The sequence below is a fragment of the Pseudoalteromonas sp. c7(2019) genome, from assembly GCF_011378625.1.
GTDB lineage: Bacteria > Pseudomonadota > Gammaproteobacteria > Enterobacterales > Alteromonadaceae > Pseudoalteromonas > Pseudoalteromonas arctica.
Map to the genome: position 1 here is coordinate 108,854 of NZ_WTKS01000005.1, position 20,722 is coordinate 129,575.

The following is a 20,722-nucleotide window of genomic DNA, read 5'->3' on the forward strand; positions in this document are numbered from 1 at the left end:
AAATACAGATTCGTGACTAGACTTTAAAAGGTAAGCACCTTTTTACAGCGGGTTTCGGAGGTTATTATGACGATTTTTGAGCATTACCAAGCACGATACGAAGCGGCACAGGAAGAAGAATACAGTATCGCTGAATTTCTTGAGATTTGTAAAACCGATAAGTCTGCCTACGCCAGCGCACCAGAACGCCTACTCATGGCAATTGGCGAACCAAACATGGTAGATACCGCAACGGATGCACGACTAAGCCGGTTATTTTCTAATAGAGTAGTTGCGCGCTACCCTGCCTTTGCTGATTTTTATGGTATGGAAGACGCCATTGAGCAAATAGTCTCTTATTTAAAACACGCCGCCCAAGGGCTTGAAGAATGCAAACAAGTGCTTTATTTACTTGGACCTGTTGGTGGGGGTAAATCATCCATTGCCGAAAAACTAAAATATTTAATGCAACAAGTGCCTATTTATTCAATTAAAGGCTCTCCGGTAAACGACCATCCTCTTGCATTATTTGACCCAATAGAGGACGCCGAGGTACTTAAGCAAGAATACGGTATTAAACCGCGCTACTTAAAAACCATTATGTCGCCTTGGGCTGGCAAACGCTTAAAAGAATTCAATGGTGATATTAGCCAGTTTAGAGTGGTTAAGCGCTACCCCTCAATTTTAAACCAAATAGGCATTGCCAAAACCGAACCTGGAGATGAAAACAACCAAGATATTTCGGCGCTAGTGGGTAAAGTCGATATTCGCCAGCTTGAGCACTTTGCCCAAAACGATCCTGATGCATACGCCTACTCTGGCTCTTTATGTTTAGCTAACCAAGGGCTGATGGAATTTGTAGAAATGTTTAAAGCACCTATTAAAGTGCTGCATCCTTTACTTACCGCAACCCAAGAGGGTAACTACAACGGAACAGAAGGCATTAGTGCTCTGCCCTTTAATGGCATGATCCTCGCTCACTCTAATGAGTCTGAGTGGCAAACTTTTAAAAACAATAAAAACAACGAAGCATTTTTAGACCGTGTTTATATTGTAAAAGTACCTTACTGCTTACGTGTAACTGAAGAAATTAAAATTTACGACAAATTACTTGAGCACAGCGAGCTATACAACGCGCCATGCGCACCAGGTACACTTAAAACATTGGCGCAATTTACGACGCTATCACGTTTAAAAGAGCCAGAAAATTCAAGTATCTATTCAAAAATGCGGGTATACGATGGCGAAACTCTAAAAGACACCGACCCTAAAGCAAAATCGTATCAAGAGTATCGTGATTACGCAGGTGTTGATGAAGGCATGACGGGGCTCTCTACTCGCTTTGCGTTTAAAATTTTATCTCGTGTGTTTAACTTTGATACCACTGAGGTTGCCGCAAATCCGGTGCACTTGTTCTATGTACTTGAGCAACAAATAGAGCGCGAACAATTTTCAAGCGAAATAGAAGAGCGTTATTTAAGCTTTCTAAAAGGCTATTTAATTCCACAGTATGTTGAGTTTATAGGTAAAGAGCTGCAAACCGCCTATTTAGAATCGTATTCAGAATACGGGCAAAATATTTTTGACCGTTATGTTATTTATGCAGACTTTTGGATACAAGACCAAGAATATCGCGACCCTGATACAGGACAACTATTTGACCGTGAGGCACTTAATGCCGAACTTGAAAAAATAGAAAAGCCGGCGGGTATTTCTAACCCTAAAGATTTCCGAAATGAAATAGTGAACTTTGTACTGCGTGCCCGTGCGCACAACAACGGTAAAAACCCACTATGGACAAGCTACGAAAAACTACGCACGGTTATTGAGAAAAAAATGTTCTCTAATACCGAAGATTTGCTCCCCGTAATTTCGTTTAATACTAAAACGTCTGCAGAGGATCAGCAAAAGCACGAAGACTTTGTGAACCGTATGGTCGAAAAAGGCTATACACAAAAACAAGTTCGCTTGCTTTCTGAGTGGTATTTACGGGTTAGAAAATCGCAATAACCTTCATAGTCGTAGTATATAGGAGGTCAATATGGCGCATTTTATAGATAGGCGTTTAAACGGAAAAAATAAAAGTACGCTTAATCGCCAGCGCTTTATTAGGCGCTATAAAAAGCAAATTAAAGAAGCGGTTTCAGATGCGATTAACAAGCGCAGCGTTACCGATTCAAGCTCTGGTGAGAGTATTTCTATTCCACAGCGCGATATCAGCGAACCCACGTTTCATCAAGGGCAAGGCGGGAATAGAGAACAAATTCACCCTGGCAACGATCAGTTTTCTACAGGTGATAAAATTGAGCGCCCTACAGGCCGACAAAGCGGCGGTGCCGGTGAAGGTGACGCCAGCGATTCGGGCGAAGGGCAAGATGAATTTGTATTTTCGATATCAAAAGATGAATACCTTGATTTACTGTTTGAAGATTTAGAACTTCCTAACTTACAAGAGAACCAGCTTGATAAGTTAGTGCAAATGAAAACCCATCGCGCAGGGTTTTGTAGTGATGGTATGCCTAGCAATATTGATATTGTCCGCTCATTACAAGGCTCGCTTGCACGGCGTGTTGCCATGAGTGCAGGTAAAAAACGCCGTTTAAAAGAGCTCGAAGAACAACTTGCTCTGCTGCTTGCTGGTCCACATAACGATAAAGCGGCAATTGCTTTATTACAAAAAGAAATTGCAGCATTAAAACTACAAATTAAATCGGTCCCGTTTATTGATAACTACGATTTACGTTTTCGTAATTACGAAAAGCGCCCTCACCCCACCAGCAAAGCCGTGATGTTTTGTATTATGGATGTGTCAGGCTCAATGGATCAGCCAACAAAAGACATGGCAAAGCGTTTTTATATTTTGCTCTATCAATTTTTAACGCGCAGCTATAAAGACATAGAAGTTGTTTATATTCGCCACCACACACAAGCAAAAGAAGTAGACGAGCAAGAGTTTTTTTATTCCCAAGAAACTGGCGGCACTATTGTTTCAAGTGCACTTAAATTGATGAACGAAATAATAAAAGAGCGTTATCACGCAAACGAGTGGAATGTATACGCCGCACAAGCCTCTGATGGCGATAACTGGGCGGACGACACCCCGCAGTGTGGTGAAATTTTGCGTAATAAGCTCTTAAGCGCAGTGCGTTATTTTGCTTATATTGAAATAACTACTCGTGCCCATCAAAGCCTATGGCGCGAATATGAATCTATAACACACAGTCATAATAATTTCGCCATACAGCATATTCAAAGCGTTGAAGATATTTACCCTATTTTCAGGGAGCTATTTAAAAAAGGTCGTCAACAGCAAAACTCTGCATAGCCCAAAGCGAGGTAGCATTATGAAAGACAAACGATTGAGTGATGGCCCAGATTGGACCTTTGATTTATTAGATGAATACCAAAGTGAAATTGCCCGTGTTGCAGCTCACTACAGGTTAGACACATACCCTAACCAAATTGAAGTGATAACCGCAGAGCAGATGATGGATGCTTATTCAAGCGTTGGCATGCCTATTGGCTACAGCCATTGGTCTTACGGTAAGAAATTTATTCAAACAGAGCAAAATTATAAGCGCGGACAAATGGGCCTTGCTTACGAAATAGTGATAAATTCAGACCCTTGTATTGCGTACTTAATGGAAGAAAATACCCTACCTATGCAAGCGCTTGTAATGGCACATGCATGTTACGGACATAACTCATTTTTTAAAGGTAACTACTTATTTAAAACCTGGACCGATGCTGGCTCAATTATTGATTACTTGGTATTTGCTAAAAACTACATAAGTCGCTGTGAAGAAAAACACGGTATTACACAAGTAGAAGCCCTGCTCGACTCATGTCATGCATTAATGAATTACGGAGTCGATCGCTACAAACGTCCACAACAAATATCGTTATTTGAAGAGCAAAAACGTCAACAAGAGCGTGAAGACTACCTTCAATCGCAAGTAAACGAATTATGGCGAACTATTCCTGAGCAACAACAAGAAACCAAAAAAAAAGTACGCCATTTCCCTTCTGAACCCCAAGAGAATATTTTATATTTTATTGAAAAAAACGCCCCATTACTCGACTCTTGGCAACGTGAAGTTATACGTATTGTTCGTAAAATTTCGCAATACTTTTACCCACAAAAACAAACTCAAGTAATGAATGAAGGTTGGGCAACTTTTTGGCATTACACCATCCTTAATCACTTATATGATGAGGGAAAACTCACCGACTCTTTCATGTTAGAATTTTTACAAAGCCACACCAACGTAGTTTATCAGCCACCTTATAACAGTAAGTATTATTCAGGCATTAACCCATATGCTTTAGGCTTTAATATGATGGTTGATATTCGCAGAATATGTGAGCACCCAACTGAAGAAGATAAACGCTGGTTTCCTGAATATGCAGGCAGTAATTGGCTAGATACACTGCATTTTGCAATGGAAAACTTTAAAGATGAGAGTTTTATTAGCCAGTTTTTATCGCCTAAGTTAATTCGTGATTTTAAATTATTTACTATTATTGATCATACTAATAATCCCCATTTAGAAATTGGCGCAATACATAACGACAATGGTTATAAAGCTGTAAGAGAAGCGCTCTCAGCGCAGTACAACTTGAGTAATCATGAGCCCAACATTCAAGTATATGACGTTGATATTAGAGGTGACCGTTCACTAACCCTACGCTATGTACCTCATAACAACATTCCTTTAGCAAACTCGCACGAGGAAGTACTTAAGCATCTTTACAGATTATGGGGCTTTAAAGTAAAACTAGAGCAAGAGTCAAATTCTGGTGAGGTTTCAATGATTGGTCAATGCCCAATAGATGACTCTCGACACACAACACAATAATGAAGGGCAATAAAATTTTTATACTGATTGGGTTTGCTCAGCAGATTGTAAAAAACACCCTATTATTAACCCTAAATTCTGGATATAAAAAATGACGCTTAAGCGTCATTTTTTATATCTTCGTAGGCTATTACTTTATTTCGCCCTGTATTTTTAGATTGGTACAGTGCTTTATCTGCAGCCTCTATCCAGCGCTCATGATTTTTAAAATCATTACTGCTACCAGCCAGCCCTATACTTACCGTCATTGTTATTTCAAAGTGTTTATACTTAACAGGGTTAGTTTCAATCAATACCCTTAAACGCTCAGCAAATACAAAAGCGCCTTCTTTATCTGTATCAAGTAATGTTACTGCAAACTCTTCACCGCCATAGCGCCCTGCAACATCAGTTTCGCGCAGCGTCGTACGTAGTAAGTTAGATAAATGACGAAGCGATTCATCACCACAGCTATGGCCATATTCATCATTTATTTTTTTAAAGTGGTCAATATCAAACATTAATAATGTACTACAGCCACCACTTCGCTTAACTCTCAAAAACTCTTGGCGTAGCGTACCTTCCCAGTGTCCACGGTTTGCAAGCTGCGTTAAGCTATCTGTTTGACTTACTTGTTCTAATTTTTTGTTTAACTCTTCAAGCTCTTTTTTATTTACCGCGACATCTGTTACATCATACAAAATAATACAAATATGGCTAACTTCGCCCATCGTATTTGTAAGAGGGATAAATGTCGCATTTTGATACATGTAATCAGCTTTACCAGTAATAGGTCTATAATTTTTAAACCTAAAAATGTATGGCTGCTGCTCCCAAATCGTAAAAGAGCGGTTTTTTAAAACAAAAACCGATTCTGATTTACTTCTAAACCATTTTTCGTCTATTGCTGGAAATAAATCAAATAGGTCTTTATCTTTTACTGCGCTTGGTAGAAGCCCTGAATGGTTTTCCATAAAACCATTCCATACACACACCTTATAATCTCTATCAAGTACTACAAGGCCTACATCAACGGTATTAAACATATCCATTAACCAATGGATCTCATTCATTTCTAAATCAGCGGCCATAACTTAATCTTCTAATAGGTAAGCAACTTTGTATTTCAAAGTTTTAAGTGAATCTTCAGTAAATAACAGCATGAGGTCGCAATTTATATCATGGTTTTCAATACCGTAACTAATTTCTATTGCAAGGGTGCGTTGCCAACGTGACTTGTTTGATTTAACCAACTCAGATACATCTCTGTGTTGGCCAAGTACAATCGGGTGCCCTTGACTAAATGACATATCGAGCTGTTTTGAAAGACCCGTTAAAATAGCGCCTATCAAAATATTACTAATATCCATAAGCAGCTCAAGTTCAATTTTATCGTTTAACTCGCCGTCATAATTCATCAAAGAAGCTATTTCTTTAAAGCTTGAATCATTTAAAAGTAATAGCGCCTCGCCCGAAATGCCACCGCCAATAAAGCCCTGACACACACCCGATGTAGCTGCATTATTATCTATAGACTGCAGCGCCATATCGAGTTCATTAACTTCCAAAATATTCACATTAGGAATTGGGAGTTCTACGAACACATTAAGAAGACGTGCAAGTAAATCCCCAGCCTGTCCCATAGCAACGTTAGTGAGTTCTTGGTATATATCCCGAACATCAGGGTCGACTTGCTCTCCAAGCGAATGAGAGAGACGCTCACGCATGGCTTTATCTTTTATTCCATGATGTTCGATTATATTGGCTAGTTTTTCGGGGGAGCATGGTTTTTGAATAAAATCGATAGCACCCAGTTCAAGCACTCTTTGATGTGCACTTGGCTGTATATCACCAGAGACAACAACAGTGAGTATGTTTAGCCCCTGTTCTTTCATAGCGATTAATACTTCATACCCATCCATTTCAGGCATGTTTAAATCGAGAAAAAGTATTTCTGGTTCAATTAACTTTATTTGCTTTATGCAATCAACGCCGTCGAGTGCAAATTCAACTTTAATATCCCAATCTTCAGGTAATGAACGAGCTAGCTGACGCCTAGCTAATTTTGAGTCATCACATATTAGTACCGATGTTGACATATTATCTCTCTGTTTCTAAACCAGTAATGAGCATTAAAATCATTTTATGATGGTTTTTATTTTTATTATTGAAGATATATTTTGTAACTTCATGTTAATCAAAGTTTAGCACAGTTACAATTTTTATATTGCAGAACTAATCCCAACTTCATCAGAGCGGTATAATCTCTTGGTTACTATAGCGCAGTATAATACACTGACGCCCATTGCGTTAATTTAAAAGGAAATACCTTATGTTACGTTCACTTACCTTTGCTTTGAGCGCATTTTGCTCTGTGGCTATTGCAGCCGATTACCCAGAAAACACGCTAGACATAGGAAAAGTATCTGCACAAGGCAAACCAGTCACTTTATTAGGCAAAGGGATCTCTGTTGGAGATAGCGCGCCAAATTTCAAAGTAGTTGATGACAACTTCATCCCTGTAACGCTTGAGGATTACAAAGGCCAAGCTGTATTGATAAGTGTAGTGCCAAGTCTTGATACAGGTATTTGTAGCCTGCAAACTAAGCATTTCAATGAAAAAGTAGCCTCGCAATTTCCAAGTGTTGTAATGCTAACAATTAGTGCTGATTTACCATTTGCTCAAAAGCGTTTTTGCAAAGCTGAAAATATCGATAAAATCACTACGTTATCAGATTCTGTTTGGCGCGATTTTGGCCAAAAATACGGATTGATTATTAAAGATATGGGCTTATTAACGCGAACTGTATTTATTTTAGATGAAAGCCATAACGTCATTTATAAACAATTAGTTAGTAGCCTTTCAACTGAACCAGAATACAACAGCGTAATTGAGAAACTTGAAACGCTGTAAAGCCGATTAAATAGCATTGATTAAGCAATGCTAAACAGCCTTAAAACAAAAAACCGCCAATTGGCGGTTTTTTAATGTGCTTTTATAATTAACCTAAAAGCTCACCAAGTTGTGAACTAACAGCTTCAACAGCTTGTGTACCATCTAGTTTGTGGTATTGAGTATTACCAGCAGCAGCTTCTGCTTGGTAGTAATCAACTAATGGCATAGTTTGCTCGTGATAAATACCTAAACGTTTACGTACTGTTTCTTCAGTATCGTCAGCGCGAACAATTAAGTCATCTCCAGTTTCGTTGTCTTTACCTTCCACTTTTGGTGGATTATATACAATATGGTAAACACGACCAGAACCAGGATGAACGCGACGTCCGCCCATACGTTCAACAATCACTTCGTCAGCCACGTCAAATTCAATAACGTGATCAACCACTACGCCATTTTCTTTCATCGCATCAGCTTGAGGAATTGTGCGTGGGAAGCCATCAAGTAAAAAACCTTTCTCACAATCAGCTTTAGTAATACGCTCTTTTACTAAACCAATAATAATATCGTCAGAAATTAGTTGACCAGCATCCATTACTTTTTTTGCTTCTAAGCCTAATGGCGTGCCCTCTTTAATTGCTGCACGTAACATGTCGCCAGTAGAAATTTGTGGAATACCGTATTTGTCCATTAAAAACTGAGCTTGAGTACCTTTACCTGCACCCGGCGCGCCCAAAAGAATAATGCGCATATTATTGTCCCCTAGTATGGATATTTATTTTAAAGCCTGAATTCTTCCACAAGCGCCGCCGATACTCAAGCAACTTATACTAATTGATGAGTTGTTGATGTATTTACAGCGCATTAAAAAAGGGAGCATACGTTCCCTTTTATTTAAAGTATATAATTTACACTTTTATTAACTAAATAGTTAACTGACTACTTGCTTAGTTCAAGCATTAGTTTGTTTAGGCGAGTAACAAATCCTGTTGGATCTTTAAGTGTACCGCGCTCTGCAAGTAATGCTTGGTCTAATAAAACATGTGACCACTGTGAAAATTTATCTTCATCTTGTTCGTCATTCAAATGCTTAACAAGTTGATGCTCTGGGTTTAGCTCAAACACAGGTTTTGCTTCTGGGGCTGCTTGACCAACAGATTCCATTAGCTTTTGCATTTGTGAGCTCATGTCGTTGTCGTCGCTTACAACACATGCTGGAGAATCTGTTAAGCGGTGCGTAAAGCGTACTTCTTTAACGTCATCACCTAGTGCTGTTTTAATACGCTCAACAAGGCCAGCCATCTCTTTTTCAGACTCTTCTTGCGCTTTTTTAGTCTCTTCGTCGTCCAGCTTACCTAAATCTAAATCACCACGTGTGATTGACTGTAGTTGCTTATCAGCAAATTCAGTTAAGTGGCTCATCATCCACTCGTCAACACGGTCACTTAGTAACAATACTTCAATCCCTTTTTTGCGGAAAATCTCTAAATGAGGAGAATTTTTCGCAGAAGTAAATGTATCAGCTACTACATAGTAAATTTTGTCTTGGCCTTCGTTCATACGCTCAACATATTGCTCAAGCGACACATCTTGCGTTTCTGAATCAGTATGAGTAGACGAAAAACGTAGTAGCTTACATACGGCTTCTTTATTTGCCGCATCTTCAGCTGGGCCTTCTTTCATTACTTGGCCAAACTCATTCCAAAATACTTGGTAATCGTCAGCTTTGTTTTTAGCCATACGCTCAAGCATTTTAATAATGCGCGATGTACACCCTTTACGAATAGCTTGCGTTACTTTGTTGTCTTGTAGAATTTCACGAGATACGTTTAGAGGTAAATCGTTTGAATCTAGTAAACCTTTCACAAAACGAAGGTAGCTTGGCATGAACTGCTCAGCATCATCCATTACAAATACACGTTGTACGTAAAGCTTTAAGCCACTTTGACGTTCACGGTTCCATAAATCAAAAGGTGCTTTTTTAGGGATGTATAAAAGGCTCGTGTATTCAGTTTTACCTTCAACCTTATTATGTGCCCAGCTAAGTGGATCTTCCCAGTCGTGGCTTACGTGCTTGTAAAACTCTTTGTATTCTTCATCAGAAAGCTCTGACTTATCACGCGTCCATAATGCAGTTGCACGGTTAATGCTTTCCCACTCACCTGGTACTGCTGGAATTTTTTCGCCGTCTTCGCCTTCAGACTCTGGTACTTCTGCTTTAAACATTTGTACTGGTGTAGAAATATGGTCTGAGTATTTAGTAACAATGCCACGTAAGCGGTAATCGTCAGCAAATTCTTTTTCTTCATCACGAAGATGTAAAATAATGTCGGTACCACGACCTTCTTTTTCAATTTCTTGAAGCGTGTATTCGCCTTCACCTTGAGATTCCCACTCGTAAGCGGTTGTTTCACCGGCTTTACGTGTACGAACAGTTACTAAATCAGCAACAATAAATGCTGAGTAAAAACCAACACCAAATTGACCAATTAATTGTGAATCTTTACTTTGATCACCCGTTAAGTTTTTGAAAAACTCAGCAGTACCCGACTTTGCAATAGTACCCAATGAGCTTATTACTTCATCACGTGTCATACCAATACCATTATCAGAAATGGTAATTGTATTTGCTTCTTTATCTGCGCTAATACGAACACGTAAATCGGCATCACCTTGGTAAAGGTCGCCTTGAGATAGCGCTAAAAAGCGTAACTTGTCTGCCGCATCTGATGCGTTTGACACAAGTTCGCGTAAAAATATTTCTTTATTAGAATAAAGAGAATGAATCATTAAGTTTAATAATTGTTTTACTTCTGTTTGAAAGCCTAATGTTTCTTTTTGTGCTGCAGTCATTTATATATCTCCAATTTGCAAAGTGTCTGCGTTATGCACTTAATATGGGGTGAGGTGTTAGAACTTCAAGGGAAAAATCAAAAAAAGGTGAAACGAAAAAATAGAATATCTCGTTTATCTAAAATGGGTGCGGACAATTAATATGAATCTTTTCACCTGTTGTTGGATGTTCAAAATATAAATCGCTGGCATGTAATTGTAAGCGTCCTGCCATGTACTCACTTTGCGCACTTTTATATAAATCACAGCCTAAAATTGGGTGCCCTATAAACTGGCTGTGTATTCGTAATTGATGGGTACGTCCGGTAACGGGCGTAAATTGCACTAAGGTTCTGCACGGTTGTTTAAGCCGCTCAAGCACACTGTATTCACTCACCGCTACTTTGCCCGTCGTTTGGCAAATTTTAACTCGCGGAAAAAGCAGTTTATCTTTTGCTATTGGTGCAGTAATTTCCCCCTCATCAACAGCTAAGCTACCCTCTAACATGGCTACATAACGCTTTTGGATAGTACGCGCCTGAAACTGTTTATTAAGATGCTTTGATGCTTTGGCGTTTAATCCAACAATCATAATGCCCGATGTACCCAAATCTAACCGATGCGGTAACTTAGCCTCAGCAAATGCGGCTGTTAACTCTTTTTGACCATTTACTAAACGGTAATGTACTGAGTCCCAGTTAAGCGGATTCTTACCAGACAAACTTAATAACCCACTGGGTTTATTGATCAGTAAAATATCATCATCTTGATATAATATTTCAATAAACCCGTCGCACTTAGGCGCTACAAAGTCATCAACAATCATTTGTGACTCTACTGGTGTATCCAATATTGAGTTAGCCATTAAATTAATCAATATCTTTTGAATGAAGTGCTTTTAAAGCCAATACTTGCTCACGTAAACCGTCTGCTACTACTTTGTCAGCGACAATCGGGGTACCTACTGCAACCGACACCAAAGACCATTTTAATCGTGGTAGTTGCCACTTAGCTTTTCGGCTAAACATGCTTCCCCACAAGCCCCCTAAATGCACAGGAATAACGGGCACAGGTGAGCGCTCAATAATGCGCTCGATTCCACGGCGAAAAATATCCACTGAGCCGTCACTGGTTAGTTTCCCTTCAGGGAAAATACCAACAAGTTCGCCTTTATTAAGCGCAGCAGCTACTTCGTCAAACGCTTTTTTAAACGCTTCCGGATTGGTTTTTTCACTGTTAATGGGAATAGCTTTGGCCATTTTAAATAACCAATGTAGGGCTGGCGAATAATAAATAGGGGCAAATACCATAAATCGGATAGGCCTTGGTGATGCTGCTAAAATAAACATCCAATCAACAAAGCTCACGTGATTACACACTACAACCGCAGCGCCTTCATCTGGAATATTACTTTCACCTTTTGTACGCACTCTGTACATACAAATAGCTAAAATATATATAATAAATCGTAAAAAGAACTCTGGTACTTTGGTATAAATATAAACAGATATAAGCAAGTTTAGCCCAGCTAGTAACAGTAGCAACTCTGAAATACTCCACTGAAAAACAGACAGCGTAACAATACTTAAAACAGCACTGCCCACCATAAACAGTGCATTTAATACATTGTTAGCCGCTATAACTCGTGAGCGACTCGACTCTTCAGTACGCTGTTGAATAAGCGCATACAGCGGTACAGTGTAAAAACCAGAGCCAATACCAATGCCCGCCATCCATACAAAATGCCACACCATGTCGCCAGTTTTTAATAACTGCTCAAGCGTTAATAATTCAAGGTTTTGAGGTAAATAAGAGCTAATAGCGCTCTCTTGGCTCAGTAAGTATAAAAACAAGGTAATTAAAATAGCGCCAAAAGGCACAATTCCTAATTCTATTCGAGAGCGAGAAAGCTTTTCACACAATAACGAACCAATAGCAATACTTAGTGAAAACACAACAAGCGCGCTAGTTACAACCAGTTCATCGCCGCCCATTGTGTGTTTTACATAATTTGGTAGGGACGTTAAAATAATTGCGCCAATTAACCAAAACCAACTAATCCCAAGTACTGATTTACCAACAGATTCTGTTTGCGAATTAAGTGCTGAAAATACGTTTTTTGTGGATGAAAATATATTATAGGTAAATTTTAAGTTAGGCTCGTTTGCCTCACTAATGGGTATAAAGCGACTGCTCACATAACCCATAACAGCCAGTACTAATACGGCAATACTTATAAGCGTAGGCCCTACTGATTGAGTAATATAATAGGTGCCAAAAATTGTACCAATTAATATTGCTACAAACGTGCCTGATTCAACCAAACCATTCGCTTTTGTTAATTCGTTAGGGGCTACGTGCTGCGGTAAAATAGAGTATTTTAATGGACCAAAAAACGTACTTTGTACGCCCATTAAAAATACGGTGGCTAGCATCAGCCAAACATACTGCGTTAAAATCGAGACTGCCCCTACAACCATAATAGGGATTTCACATAGCTTTACGATTCTGATTAGTTTGGATTTTTCTGTTTTTTCAGCTAGCTGCCCCGCCATCCCTGAAAATAAAAAGAAAGGTAGGATAAATAACCCAGCAGCAATATTTGAATAAAGTGCGCCATCAGCAAGCGTTGCAGCCTGGAATATCAATAGAATAAGCACTGATTGCTTATACACGTTATCGTTTATCGCTGAGAAAAACTGCGTAATAAAAAGCGGTAAAAAACGCTTACTACCCAGTAATGTACCTTGGTAGGGTTGATTATCTTTCATTGTATTCCTTACTAATTAGAGACATAGCCCAAAAATATATTATACCAATTTTTTTAATTAAATGATCTATTTTGAGGGCGGAAAAACGTGTTGATAGCTAGGCAAAAAATTCGCTATTTAGTTGTTCTAAATGAGAATTTTTTAACGCAGGTAGCGACACGTTTAGCCCCGCAAAATGATTAAGTATTATTGCGGATTGGTATTAGATTGCTTCTAAGCTTACCTTAAAAACAAAAAAGCCTACATAATTTAATCATGTAGGCTTTTATAATATCTTTTCAAATAGTGACTTAGAGTTAGTCTTGTGTAACTAAACGCCTGCCGCTAAAAGCATGCATAAGCGTTCTACCATCTACTAAATCAAGCTCGCCCCCCACAGGAATACCGTGAGCGATACGCGAAGCACCTACTTTATATTTATGACAAAGCTGAGCAATATAATGAGCTGTAGTATCGCCTTCAACGGTAGGGTTAGTCGCTAAAATAACTTCATTAATACCGCCTTGAGCAAGTTTTTGCTCTAAAACGTCTAAGCCAATTTCTTTAGGGCCGATACCGTCAATTGGCGATAAATGACCCATTAAAACAAAGTATAGCCCTAAGTACTGACCCGTTTGCTCAATGGCAAGTACGTCAGTAGGCGATTCAACAACACATAATATGCCGCTGTCTTGGCGTTTTGTACTTAAACAAATATCGCACTGAGCTTGTTCGCAAAAAGTACGACAAGACTGACAATGCCCTATGGCTGTCATTGCTTTAGTCAATGCATTGCCCAGCTGAGTGCCTCCCTTTCGGTCGCGCTCAAGCAAGTGAAAAGCAATACGTTGCGCTGACTTTGGACCAATGCCCGGTTGACAGCGCAGTGCTTCTATAAGCTGATTTAAACTATCTGAAAGTTGCATTATTTACTTAAAACGGCATTTTCATACCTGGTGGTAATTGCATACCGCCAGTTACTTTACCCATGCGCTCTTGTGTTTCTTCAGCAACACGGCGTACAGCATCGTTACATGCTGCTGCAAGTAAGTCTTCAATCATGTCTTTGTCGTCTTCCATAAGGCTTTCATCAAGCTGAACACGACGTACATTGTGGTTACCAAGCATGGTTACTTTCACTAAACCGGCACCGGCTTCGCCAACAACTTCTAATGTTGCGATTTCGTCTTGGGCTTTTTGCATGCGATCTTGCATTTGCTGCGCTTGCTTCATCATGTTGCCCATTCCACCTTTAAACATAACTTTCTCTCTTTCTTTTAATACATTAATTAACATGAACATAAGGGCGATTGTAAGTAATTACAATGCCTGAATACTGTTTTCGTCAATTTCGGCGCTAAATACTTGCTGAAATTGTACTATGTTTTCATCAGATGTGATCACATCGATTGCTTGTTGATGACGACCTGCATCAATTTTTTGCTGAATAAGATAAGGAGAGTCAATAACTCCCTTAGCAAAATTAATACTTAACGACACGTTATGCTCATAAATACTCGACAATGCGGCATCTAATCTTTGGCGAAGCATCGGTGTATCTAAATGCTTTTGTGATTCATCAACGTCTATATGTAAACTGTTGCCTTGCTTGGTAAATATTGAATGCAATGCAAATTGGCGCATACGACCACCCAGTCCCATACGTTTAATTAAATAAGCCCATTCATCTTGTTGGTGTGCAAATCTAATTTCACTAATTGGGCTTTGAAAATCATCAGGGGCAGGAATACTTACTTCCTCTGGCACTATTTCAGGCGCTTTTTGAGGGTTTATTTGCTCAAGTAATTCTGGCGCAAGATTTTCAGTAATTGTTTGGTGCTTTGCTTTAAAATCAATCTTACTAGTTGGCTTTATGTTGGAGTGATTATGTGCCTGAGTTTGGCCCCCTGTTACTGGGAGCTCATGCTTTTTTTCACTCTCACCTTCGCTATCAGTCGCCCAAGGAGGGATATCGCCAGACGCAGTACTTGAAGGGCTATTAAGCTTACTTGCACTTGTATCTGCACTACCTGGATGAACACTTTGGGCTTGAGGCATTCTTGGATGCTGTTCTGGCTTTTTAGCAGGCGCTTGGCTTGGCTGCACTGCTACATTATTTGCAGATGTACTTGTACTCTTGCCTGATAACCTACCCGCACCCGATATGTTTCTGTCACGTAAAATACGAGCAATGGCAGATTGCGCCTGCGCTTCTTGTTCAGCTATTGGCGTACTTGCATTGTGATTTGTTAAGGGCTCTGGTGAAGACTCTGAGTTTGCAGTAGGTGCAGGCTTAAAACCCTGATCTACAGCGCTACTCATTATATCGTCAAACTGCGAAGCTAACGTTTGCTCAGCATCACTATGTTGCATGTAAGCTTCATCTTCACTTTGGCGCTGGGCTTGAGCATCCGAAACAACATTGGTTTGTGGTTGTTCATTAGCTGAAGCCTGTTGTTCAAAAGCGTTTTCACTTTGTTGAACCGGTTGCTCTACTGCAACTTGGGCAGGCTCATTATTACTTTGTACGACGTCATTATTCGATGTCTGAGCAGCAACATTTGGTAAAGGCTCTATCTCAAGGGATTTAGTCTGCTCTGTATTGCTAACTGGCTTAGTATTATTTACAGGGACACTACTTTGGCTAGCTACAGTGTTTTGCGATGTTTTATTTTTATTTAATATATCTCGCAGTGCATTTGCGCGGCCTTGTTTATTTGGGGCCGGCTCTTCGTTTACTGTGTGTACAGTTTGTTGAGCGTCTGTAGGCTTAAATGCTAATAATCTTAGCATTATCATTTCAAAACCTAAGCGAGGCTCTGGTGCCCATTGTAAATCTTTTTTACCATTTAACAGTAACTGATAATAAATTTGAATTTGTTGTGGGCTCGTATGTTGTGCAACATGAGCAATATAATCTACATTTTTTTCATCTAGCCCTGCCGCTTCTGGCACTAACTGGGTTAGTTGGGTCAAATGCGTAAGTGCAATTAAATCATCAAGCAATGCCACATAATTAGGATTACGACTTGCCACCTGCGCAATCTCATCCATTAGCGCAGCGCCATCTTGTGCAAGTAATGCTGCAAGCAAGCTTTGGCTATAATGAGTATCCATTAAACCAAGCATTGTTTGTACTGCTTGATTATTAATATCACCATTTGTTTGTGCGATAGCTTGGTCGGTTAAGCTAAGCGCATCACGCATACTGCCATCAGCTGCTTTTGAAATAATGCTAAGTGCATCGGTATCAAAGCTAAGCTGCTCTTGAGTAAGTACGTGTTCAAGCTGTGTTTTAATCTCACTTTGCGACAAGGCATTTAAGTTGAATTGTAAACAACGAGATAAAATAGTAACGGGTAGTTTTTGAGGATCGGTCGTCGCCAATAAAAATTTCACATGCTCTGGTGGCTCTTCAAGCGTTTTTAAAAGCGCATTAAAGCTGTGCTTAGAAAGCATGTGAACTTCATCGATTAGGTATACTTTATAACGTCCACGTGTTGGTGCATATTGAACGTTATCGAGTATTTCGCGGGTGTCTTCTACTTTTGTACGAGAAGCCGCATCTATTTCGAGTAAGTCAATGTAGCGCCCTGCTTCTATATCTAAACAGCTGCTACATTGGCCACACGGATTTGCAGATATACCTTCGTCGCAATTTAAGCTTTTAGCAAAAATACGCGCAATAGTAGTTTTACCTACACCGCGGGTTCCAGTGAATAAATAAGCGTGATGCAGTCTATTTTGTGTAAGCGCATTTACAAGCGCTTGCTTAACATGAGACTGCCCAACCAATTCATGAAAGGTTTGAGGACGCCATTTTCTCGCTAGAACCTGATAACTCATCGATTACTCGCCTTCGAATTCAACCAATTTTAGGATTTTAATACCCATTTTTTTGATGCGCTGCTCGCCACCAAGTTCTGGTAGTGATACAACAAATGCAGCATCTGTGGCTTCGCCACCTAGTTTTTGAACTAATTTAGCGGTGGCTTCAATTGTGCCGCCAGTTGCTAATAAGTCATCAACTAATAATACTTTATCGCCAGGTACAATTGCATCAACATGCAGCTCTAGCGTGTCTTCACCGTACTCAAGTAAGTAATCTTGACGAATAACTTCGCGTGGTAACTTACCTGGTTTACGAACTGGAATAAACGGGATGCCTAATGCGTAAGACAGTGGTGCACCAAAAATAAAGCCACGTGATTCTGTGCCAATTATTTTAGTAAAACCCTGATCTTTATATTCTGCGATAAACGCGTCAATAGTTGCTTTAAAGGCTTCTGGATTTGCCATTAAAGTGGTTACATCGCGAAACATGATGCCCGGCTTTGGATAATCAGCAATTGTAGTTATGCTGTTTTTGATAATTGCTGGTGTTACTTGAGTCATAATTTTAACTGCTCAATTGTTTATATTACAAAGCAGGTGATTATAACCTTAACTAACCTTTAATTGCGAGTTTGGCGTTACTATAAAAGAAGTATTAACTATGGGGGGTAATTAAAATAAAGTGGTTCAAGGCTGAAGTAAGCAACAGCCTTAATAAACGCTATGCATTTTAAGTTAAGCTAGTGATCCAGCCTAATATTGCATTTAAACAACCAATTCCTGCAAATACAGCTAAGAAAGCAAGAAAATAAGTAGCGTTGAACGGATCTTTAAAGTCTTTATCATCTGACATTGGTACAACCTTTTATTAAGCACGACAAATAAGGCTGCCATAATAGACGATGTAAAATCATCAATAAAGACCTTAATCTTGATTTTTTGTCACAATTACACCGCGTTCAACCATTGCATTGAGGGTAACCAATGCGCCTTGAGCAATTTGCTCTGCATTAAATTGTGGTGCATGAGCAAATACCTGTTGGCAAACGTCGTCAAATGTCGCTCCATCACTTGCCTCAATAATTGATAGTAATAAAGCAGTCATCGCATTCGTAGCCAGAAATTGAACGTCATCATCTTCATCTCTATATACAACAAAATAATTAGGCTGAGGTGATGGCTCTTTTGGTTTAAAGCGATTGCTAATATTTTGAACCGGAAATTGATAACTTAAATTTCTTGCCGTTTTCGATAAATACAAAGCAGAACTAGTAAGCGCTGTTGTTTGTAATTTTTGCTCTTGCTCATCTTCGTGTGCAATCGATACATCTAGCTCTACCCATTCATAATGTGCAAGTTCTAGCATAAACACGGGATCGTATCTTTTCATTTTATAATCACTTGATAAGTAATTAATAAACTCCCCTGCTATATCTAAAAAGTACGGCGAATGACAATCATATTCGCTAAAAAATTTGCGTACAAGGACCAGCCATTGCTTGTCTGTATATAAGGTTTTTAATACCGGAAAACCTGATGATATAAAACCTTCAATGTTATTAAAAAATAGGTCGCGATAAATGGCCATACGTCTGTCTTCGATACCGCTGGGCTTTTTATTTTTTTTAGGCTCGCGAATATGCGCCATAAATTCGTTTTGTATTTCAATAAAGCTCATAACCAGGCACTCTTTTAATATTTATAAAGACTTATATTAAGCTCGTTGTTTTGAAACCGTTGAAGTAATGTGTTTAGCTTGTAGCTCATGAATTATATCTAACTCTTTGGTTAAAATATTCATGGTAGGAATATTAAAATCGCGCTCAAGCAAGGTTGGAAATACGCCATGCACTTCATATGCTTTATCCAGTAGCTCCCACACAGGATCAATGACATCAGCACCATGTGTATCAACTATTAAGTCATCAGCCTCATTATAATGGCCAGCAACGTGCCCATAGGCAATACGATTAGAAGGCAGCCCAGTTAAAAACGATTGTGCGTTATAGCCATGATTAATCGAATTCACATAAATGTTATTCACATCCAGTAAAAGCTTGCAGTCTGCTTGCTCTAAAATGGTATTTGTAAATTCCAGCTCTGACAATTGCTGTCCAGGAGCGCCATAATAGGAAACATTTTCTATCGCAATTTGCTGCTCAAGTATGTCTTGTACTTGTTTAATACGAGGGACAACATGTGCTATAGCATCTTGTGTAAACGGAATAGGCATTAAGTCATACATATGGCCTGTACCGGAGCAGTAACTTAAGTGCTCACTGTAAATTTTTATATTGTGCTCTTCAAAAAAAACTTTTAAAGACTTAACAAATTCAACATCCAGTGGTTCGGGTGAACCGATAGACAGTGATAATCCATGACACACAAAATTGTTTGCATCTGTTAATGTTCTAAATTGCTTTTTAAAGCGCCCACCTAGTTTTAACCAGTTCTCTGGCGCAACTTCCAAAAAATCTACTTGATTAGGTACGTGTTCAAGCAGTTCATCAAGCATTTCTCGTCGTAGGCCAAGGCCCACCATCCCGAAATCTGTACTCTGGATTTGTGTCATAACTACCTCTAACTTATCAAAAAAGGGCCTTAAGGCCCTTTTAGCATAACTTATTTAGAATAAGATATTAACGACCGCCACATTTACCTTCGCCGCACTTACCTTCTTTTTTAGTTTTTTTAGCATCGCCGCCGCATTTACCTTCACCACATTTGCCTTCTGTTTTAGCTTTTGCATCTTTTGCATCGCCACCACATTTACCTTCACCACACTTGCCTTCTGTTTTAGCTTTTGCATCTTTTGCGTCGCCGCCACATTTACCTTCACCACACTTGCCTTCTGTTTTAGCTTTTGCATCTTTTGCATCGCCGCCACATTTACCTTCACCACACTTGCCTTCTGTTTTAGCTTTTGCATCTTTTGCATCGCCGCCACATTTACCTTCACCACACTTGCCTTCTGTTTTAGCTTTTGCATCTTTTGCATCGCCGCCACATTTACCTTCACCACACTTGCCTTCTGTTTTAGCTTTTGCATCTTTTGCATCGCCGCCACATTTACCTTCACCACACTTGCCTTCTGTTTTAGCTTTTGCATCTTTTGCATCGCCGCCACATTTACCTTCACCACACTTGCCTTCTGTTTTAGCTTTTGCATCTTTTGCATCGCCGCCACATTTACCTTCACCACACTTGCCTTCTGTTTTAGCTTTTGCATCTTTTGCATCGCCGCCACATTTACCTTCACCACATTTGCCTTCTGTTTTAGCTTTTGCATCTTTTGCATCGCCGCCACATTTACCTTCGCCGCACTTACCTTCTGTTTTAGCTTTTGCATCTTTAGCATCGCCGCCACATTTACCTTCACCACACTTACCTTCTTTAGCGTCTAGTTGGTAACCTGTCACTAATTGTTGAAACTCAAATGGGTTGGCTTGTACATCTGCAGATACAAAGCTTGCAGAGCCAACAACTACTGCACCTAAAGTTAACGCGATTGTATTTTTTTTAACTGTATTCATTTTGTGACTCTCTTTAATCAAGTATTGTAAATCTCAGCAATAAAAATGTATTTTAAATTG

The 20,722-nt window shown here is 39.4% G+C and carries 17 protein-coding genes and 1 pseudogene; 4 read left to right on the forward strand and 14 right to left on the reverse strand.

Going from position 1 to position 20,722, the window contains the following annotated elements; genetic code table 11:
• Window positions 1-66: 66 nt before the first annotated feature.
• From GQR38_RS07520 to GQR38_RS07530, 3 genes are read left to right on the forward strand one after another with little or no spacing between them, the layout of a single operon-like run.
• Complete coding sequence (locus GQR38_RS07520; protein ID WP_165722493.1) at window positions 67-1,989, forward strand: PrkA family serine protein kinase; 1,923 nt, start codon at window positions 67-69, stop codon at window positions 1,987-1,989.
• A gap of 31 nt (window positions 1,990-2,020) precedes the next feature.
• Window positions 2,021-3,304: a YeaH/YhbH family protein gene (locus GQR38_RS07525; protein ID WP_165722491.1), complete on the forward strand. Its 1,284-nt coding sequence runs from the start codon at window positions 2,021-2,023 to the stop codon at window positions 3,302-3,304.
• Between the two features lie 19 nt (window positions 3,305-3,323).
• Window positions 3,324-4,838: a SpoVR family protein gene (locus tag GQR38_RS07530; RefSeq protein WP_165722489.1), complete on the forward strand. Its 1,515-nt coding sequence runs from the start codon at window positions 3,324-3,326 to the stop codon at window positions 4,836-4,838.
• Window positions 4,839-4,936: 98 nt separating this feature from the next.
• On the opposite strand, the gene GQR38_RS07535 is transcribed toward GQR38_RS07530, so the two are convergent.
• Window positions 4,937-5,908 (reverse strand): diguanylate cyclase, encoded by a 972-nt coding sequence (locus GQR38_RS07535; RefSeq protein ID WP_024592692.1) that lies wholly within the window; start codon window positions 5,906-5,908, stop codon window positions 4,937-4,939.
• Window positions 5,909-5,911: 3 nt separating this feature from the next.
• Window positions 5,912-6,916 carry a response regulator gene (locus GQR38_RS07540; RefSeq protein ID WP_101163959.1) on the reverse strand — a complete coding sequence of 335 codons (1,005 nt, stop codon included), beginning with the start codon at window positions 6,914-6,916 and terminating at the stop codon, window positions 5,912-5,914.
• A 233-nt stretch (window positions 6,917-7,149) separates the two neighbouring features.
• On the opposite strand from GQR38_RS07540, the gene tpx reads away from it, so the two are divergent.
• Window positions 7,150-7,731 (forward strand): thiol peroxidase, encoded by a 582-nt coding sequence (tpx, locus tag GQR38_RS07545; protein WP_101216785.1) that lies wholly within the window; start codon window positions 7,150-7,152, stop codon window positions 7,729-7,731.
• 88 nt (window positions 7,732-7,819) lie between these two features.
• Here tpx and adk read toward each other — a convergent pair whose 3' ends face one another.
• The 12 genes and pseudogenes from adk to GQR38_RS20685 form a co-directional block, all read right to left on the reverse strand.
• Complete coding sequence (adk, locus tag GQR38_RS07550) at window positions 7,820-8,464, reverse strand: adenylate kinase (RefSeq protein WP_007584076.1); 645 nt, start codon at window positions 8,462-8,464, stop codon at window positions 7,820-7,822.
• A gap of 188 nt (window positions 8,465-8,652) precedes the next feature.
• Window positions 8,653-10,566 carry a molecular chaperone HtpG gene (gene htpG / locus GQR38_RS07555; protein WP_007584077.1) on the reverse strand — a complete coding sequence of 638 codons (1,914 nt, stop codon included), beginning with the start codon at window positions 10,564-10,566 and terminating at the stop codon, window positions 8,653-8,655.
• Window positions 10,567-10,684: 118 nt separating this feature from the next.
• Window positions 10,685-11,410 carry an RluA family pseudouridine synthase gene (locus GQR38_RS07560; protein ID WP_165722487.1) on the reverse strand — a complete coding sequence of 242 codons (726 nt, stop codon included), beginning with the start codon at window positions 11,408-11,410 and terminating at the stop codon, window positions 10,685-10,687.
• A 4-nt stretch (window positions 11,411-11,414) separates the two neighbouring features.
• On the reverse strand, window positions 11,415-13,316 hold the full coding sequence (locus GQR38_RS07565; protein ID WP_165722485.1) for an MFS transporter: 1,902 nt from the start codon (window positions 13,314-13,316) through the stop codon (window positions 11,415-11,417).
• A 296-nt stretch (window positions 13,317-13,612) separates the two neighbouring features.
• Complete coding sequence (recR, locus tag GQR38_RS07570) at window positions 13,613-14,221, reverse strand: recombination mediator RecR (protein WP_008165968.1); 609 nt, start codon at window positions 14,219-14,221, stop codon at window positions 13,613-13,615.
• Window positions 14,222-14,228: 7 nt separating this feature from the next.
• Window positions 14,229-14,555, reverse strand: a complete 327-nt coding sequence (locus GQR38_RS07575; protein ID WP_002962306.1) for a YbaB/EbfC family nucleoid-associated protein — start codon at window positions 14,553-14,555, stop codon at window positions 14,229-14,231.
• Window positions 14,556-14,615: 60 nt separating this feature from the next.
• On the reverse strand, window positions 14,616-17,141 hold the full coding sequence (gene dnaX / locus GQR38_RS07580) for a DNA polymerase III subunit gamma/tau (RefSeq protein ID WP_165722483.1): 2,526 nt from the start codon (window positions 17,139-17,141) through the stop codon (window positions 14,616-14,618).
• A gap of 3 nt (window positions 17,142-17,144) precedes the next feature.
• The gene (apt, locus tag GQR38_RS07585; protein WP_165722481.1) at window positions 17,145-17,690 is read right to left on the reverse strand and encodes an adenine phosphoribosyltransferase; all 546 of its coding nucleotides are present in this window, start codon (window positions 17,688-17,690) and stop codon (window positions 17,145-17,147) included.
• 169 nt (window positions 17,691-17,859) lie between these two features.
• Entirely contained in the window at window positions 17,860-17,982 is a 123-nt protein-coding gene (locus GQR38_RS20640) for a hypothetical protein (protein WP_002962301.1), read from the reverse strand.
• 72 nt (window positions 17,983-18,054) lie between these two features.
• Entirely contained in the window at window positions 18,055-18,807 is a 753-nt protein-coding gene (locus tag GQR38_RS07590) for a putative DNA-binding domain-containing protein (protein ID WP_165722479.1), read from the reverse strand.
• 36 nt (window positions 18,808-18,843) lie between these two features.
• On the reverse strand, window positions 18,844-19,701 hold the full coding sequence (locus tag GQR38_RS07595; protein ID WP_165722477.1) for a DUF692 domain-containing protein: 858 nt from the start codon (window positions 19,699-19,701) through the stop codon (window positions 18,844-18,846).
• Between the two features lie 427 nt (window positions 19,702-20,128).
• A pseudogene (locus tag GQR38_RS20685) lies at window positions 20,129-20,662 on the reverse strand (hypothetical protein); the annotation flags it as partial.
• Window positions 20,663-20,722: the final 60 nt, after the last annotated feature.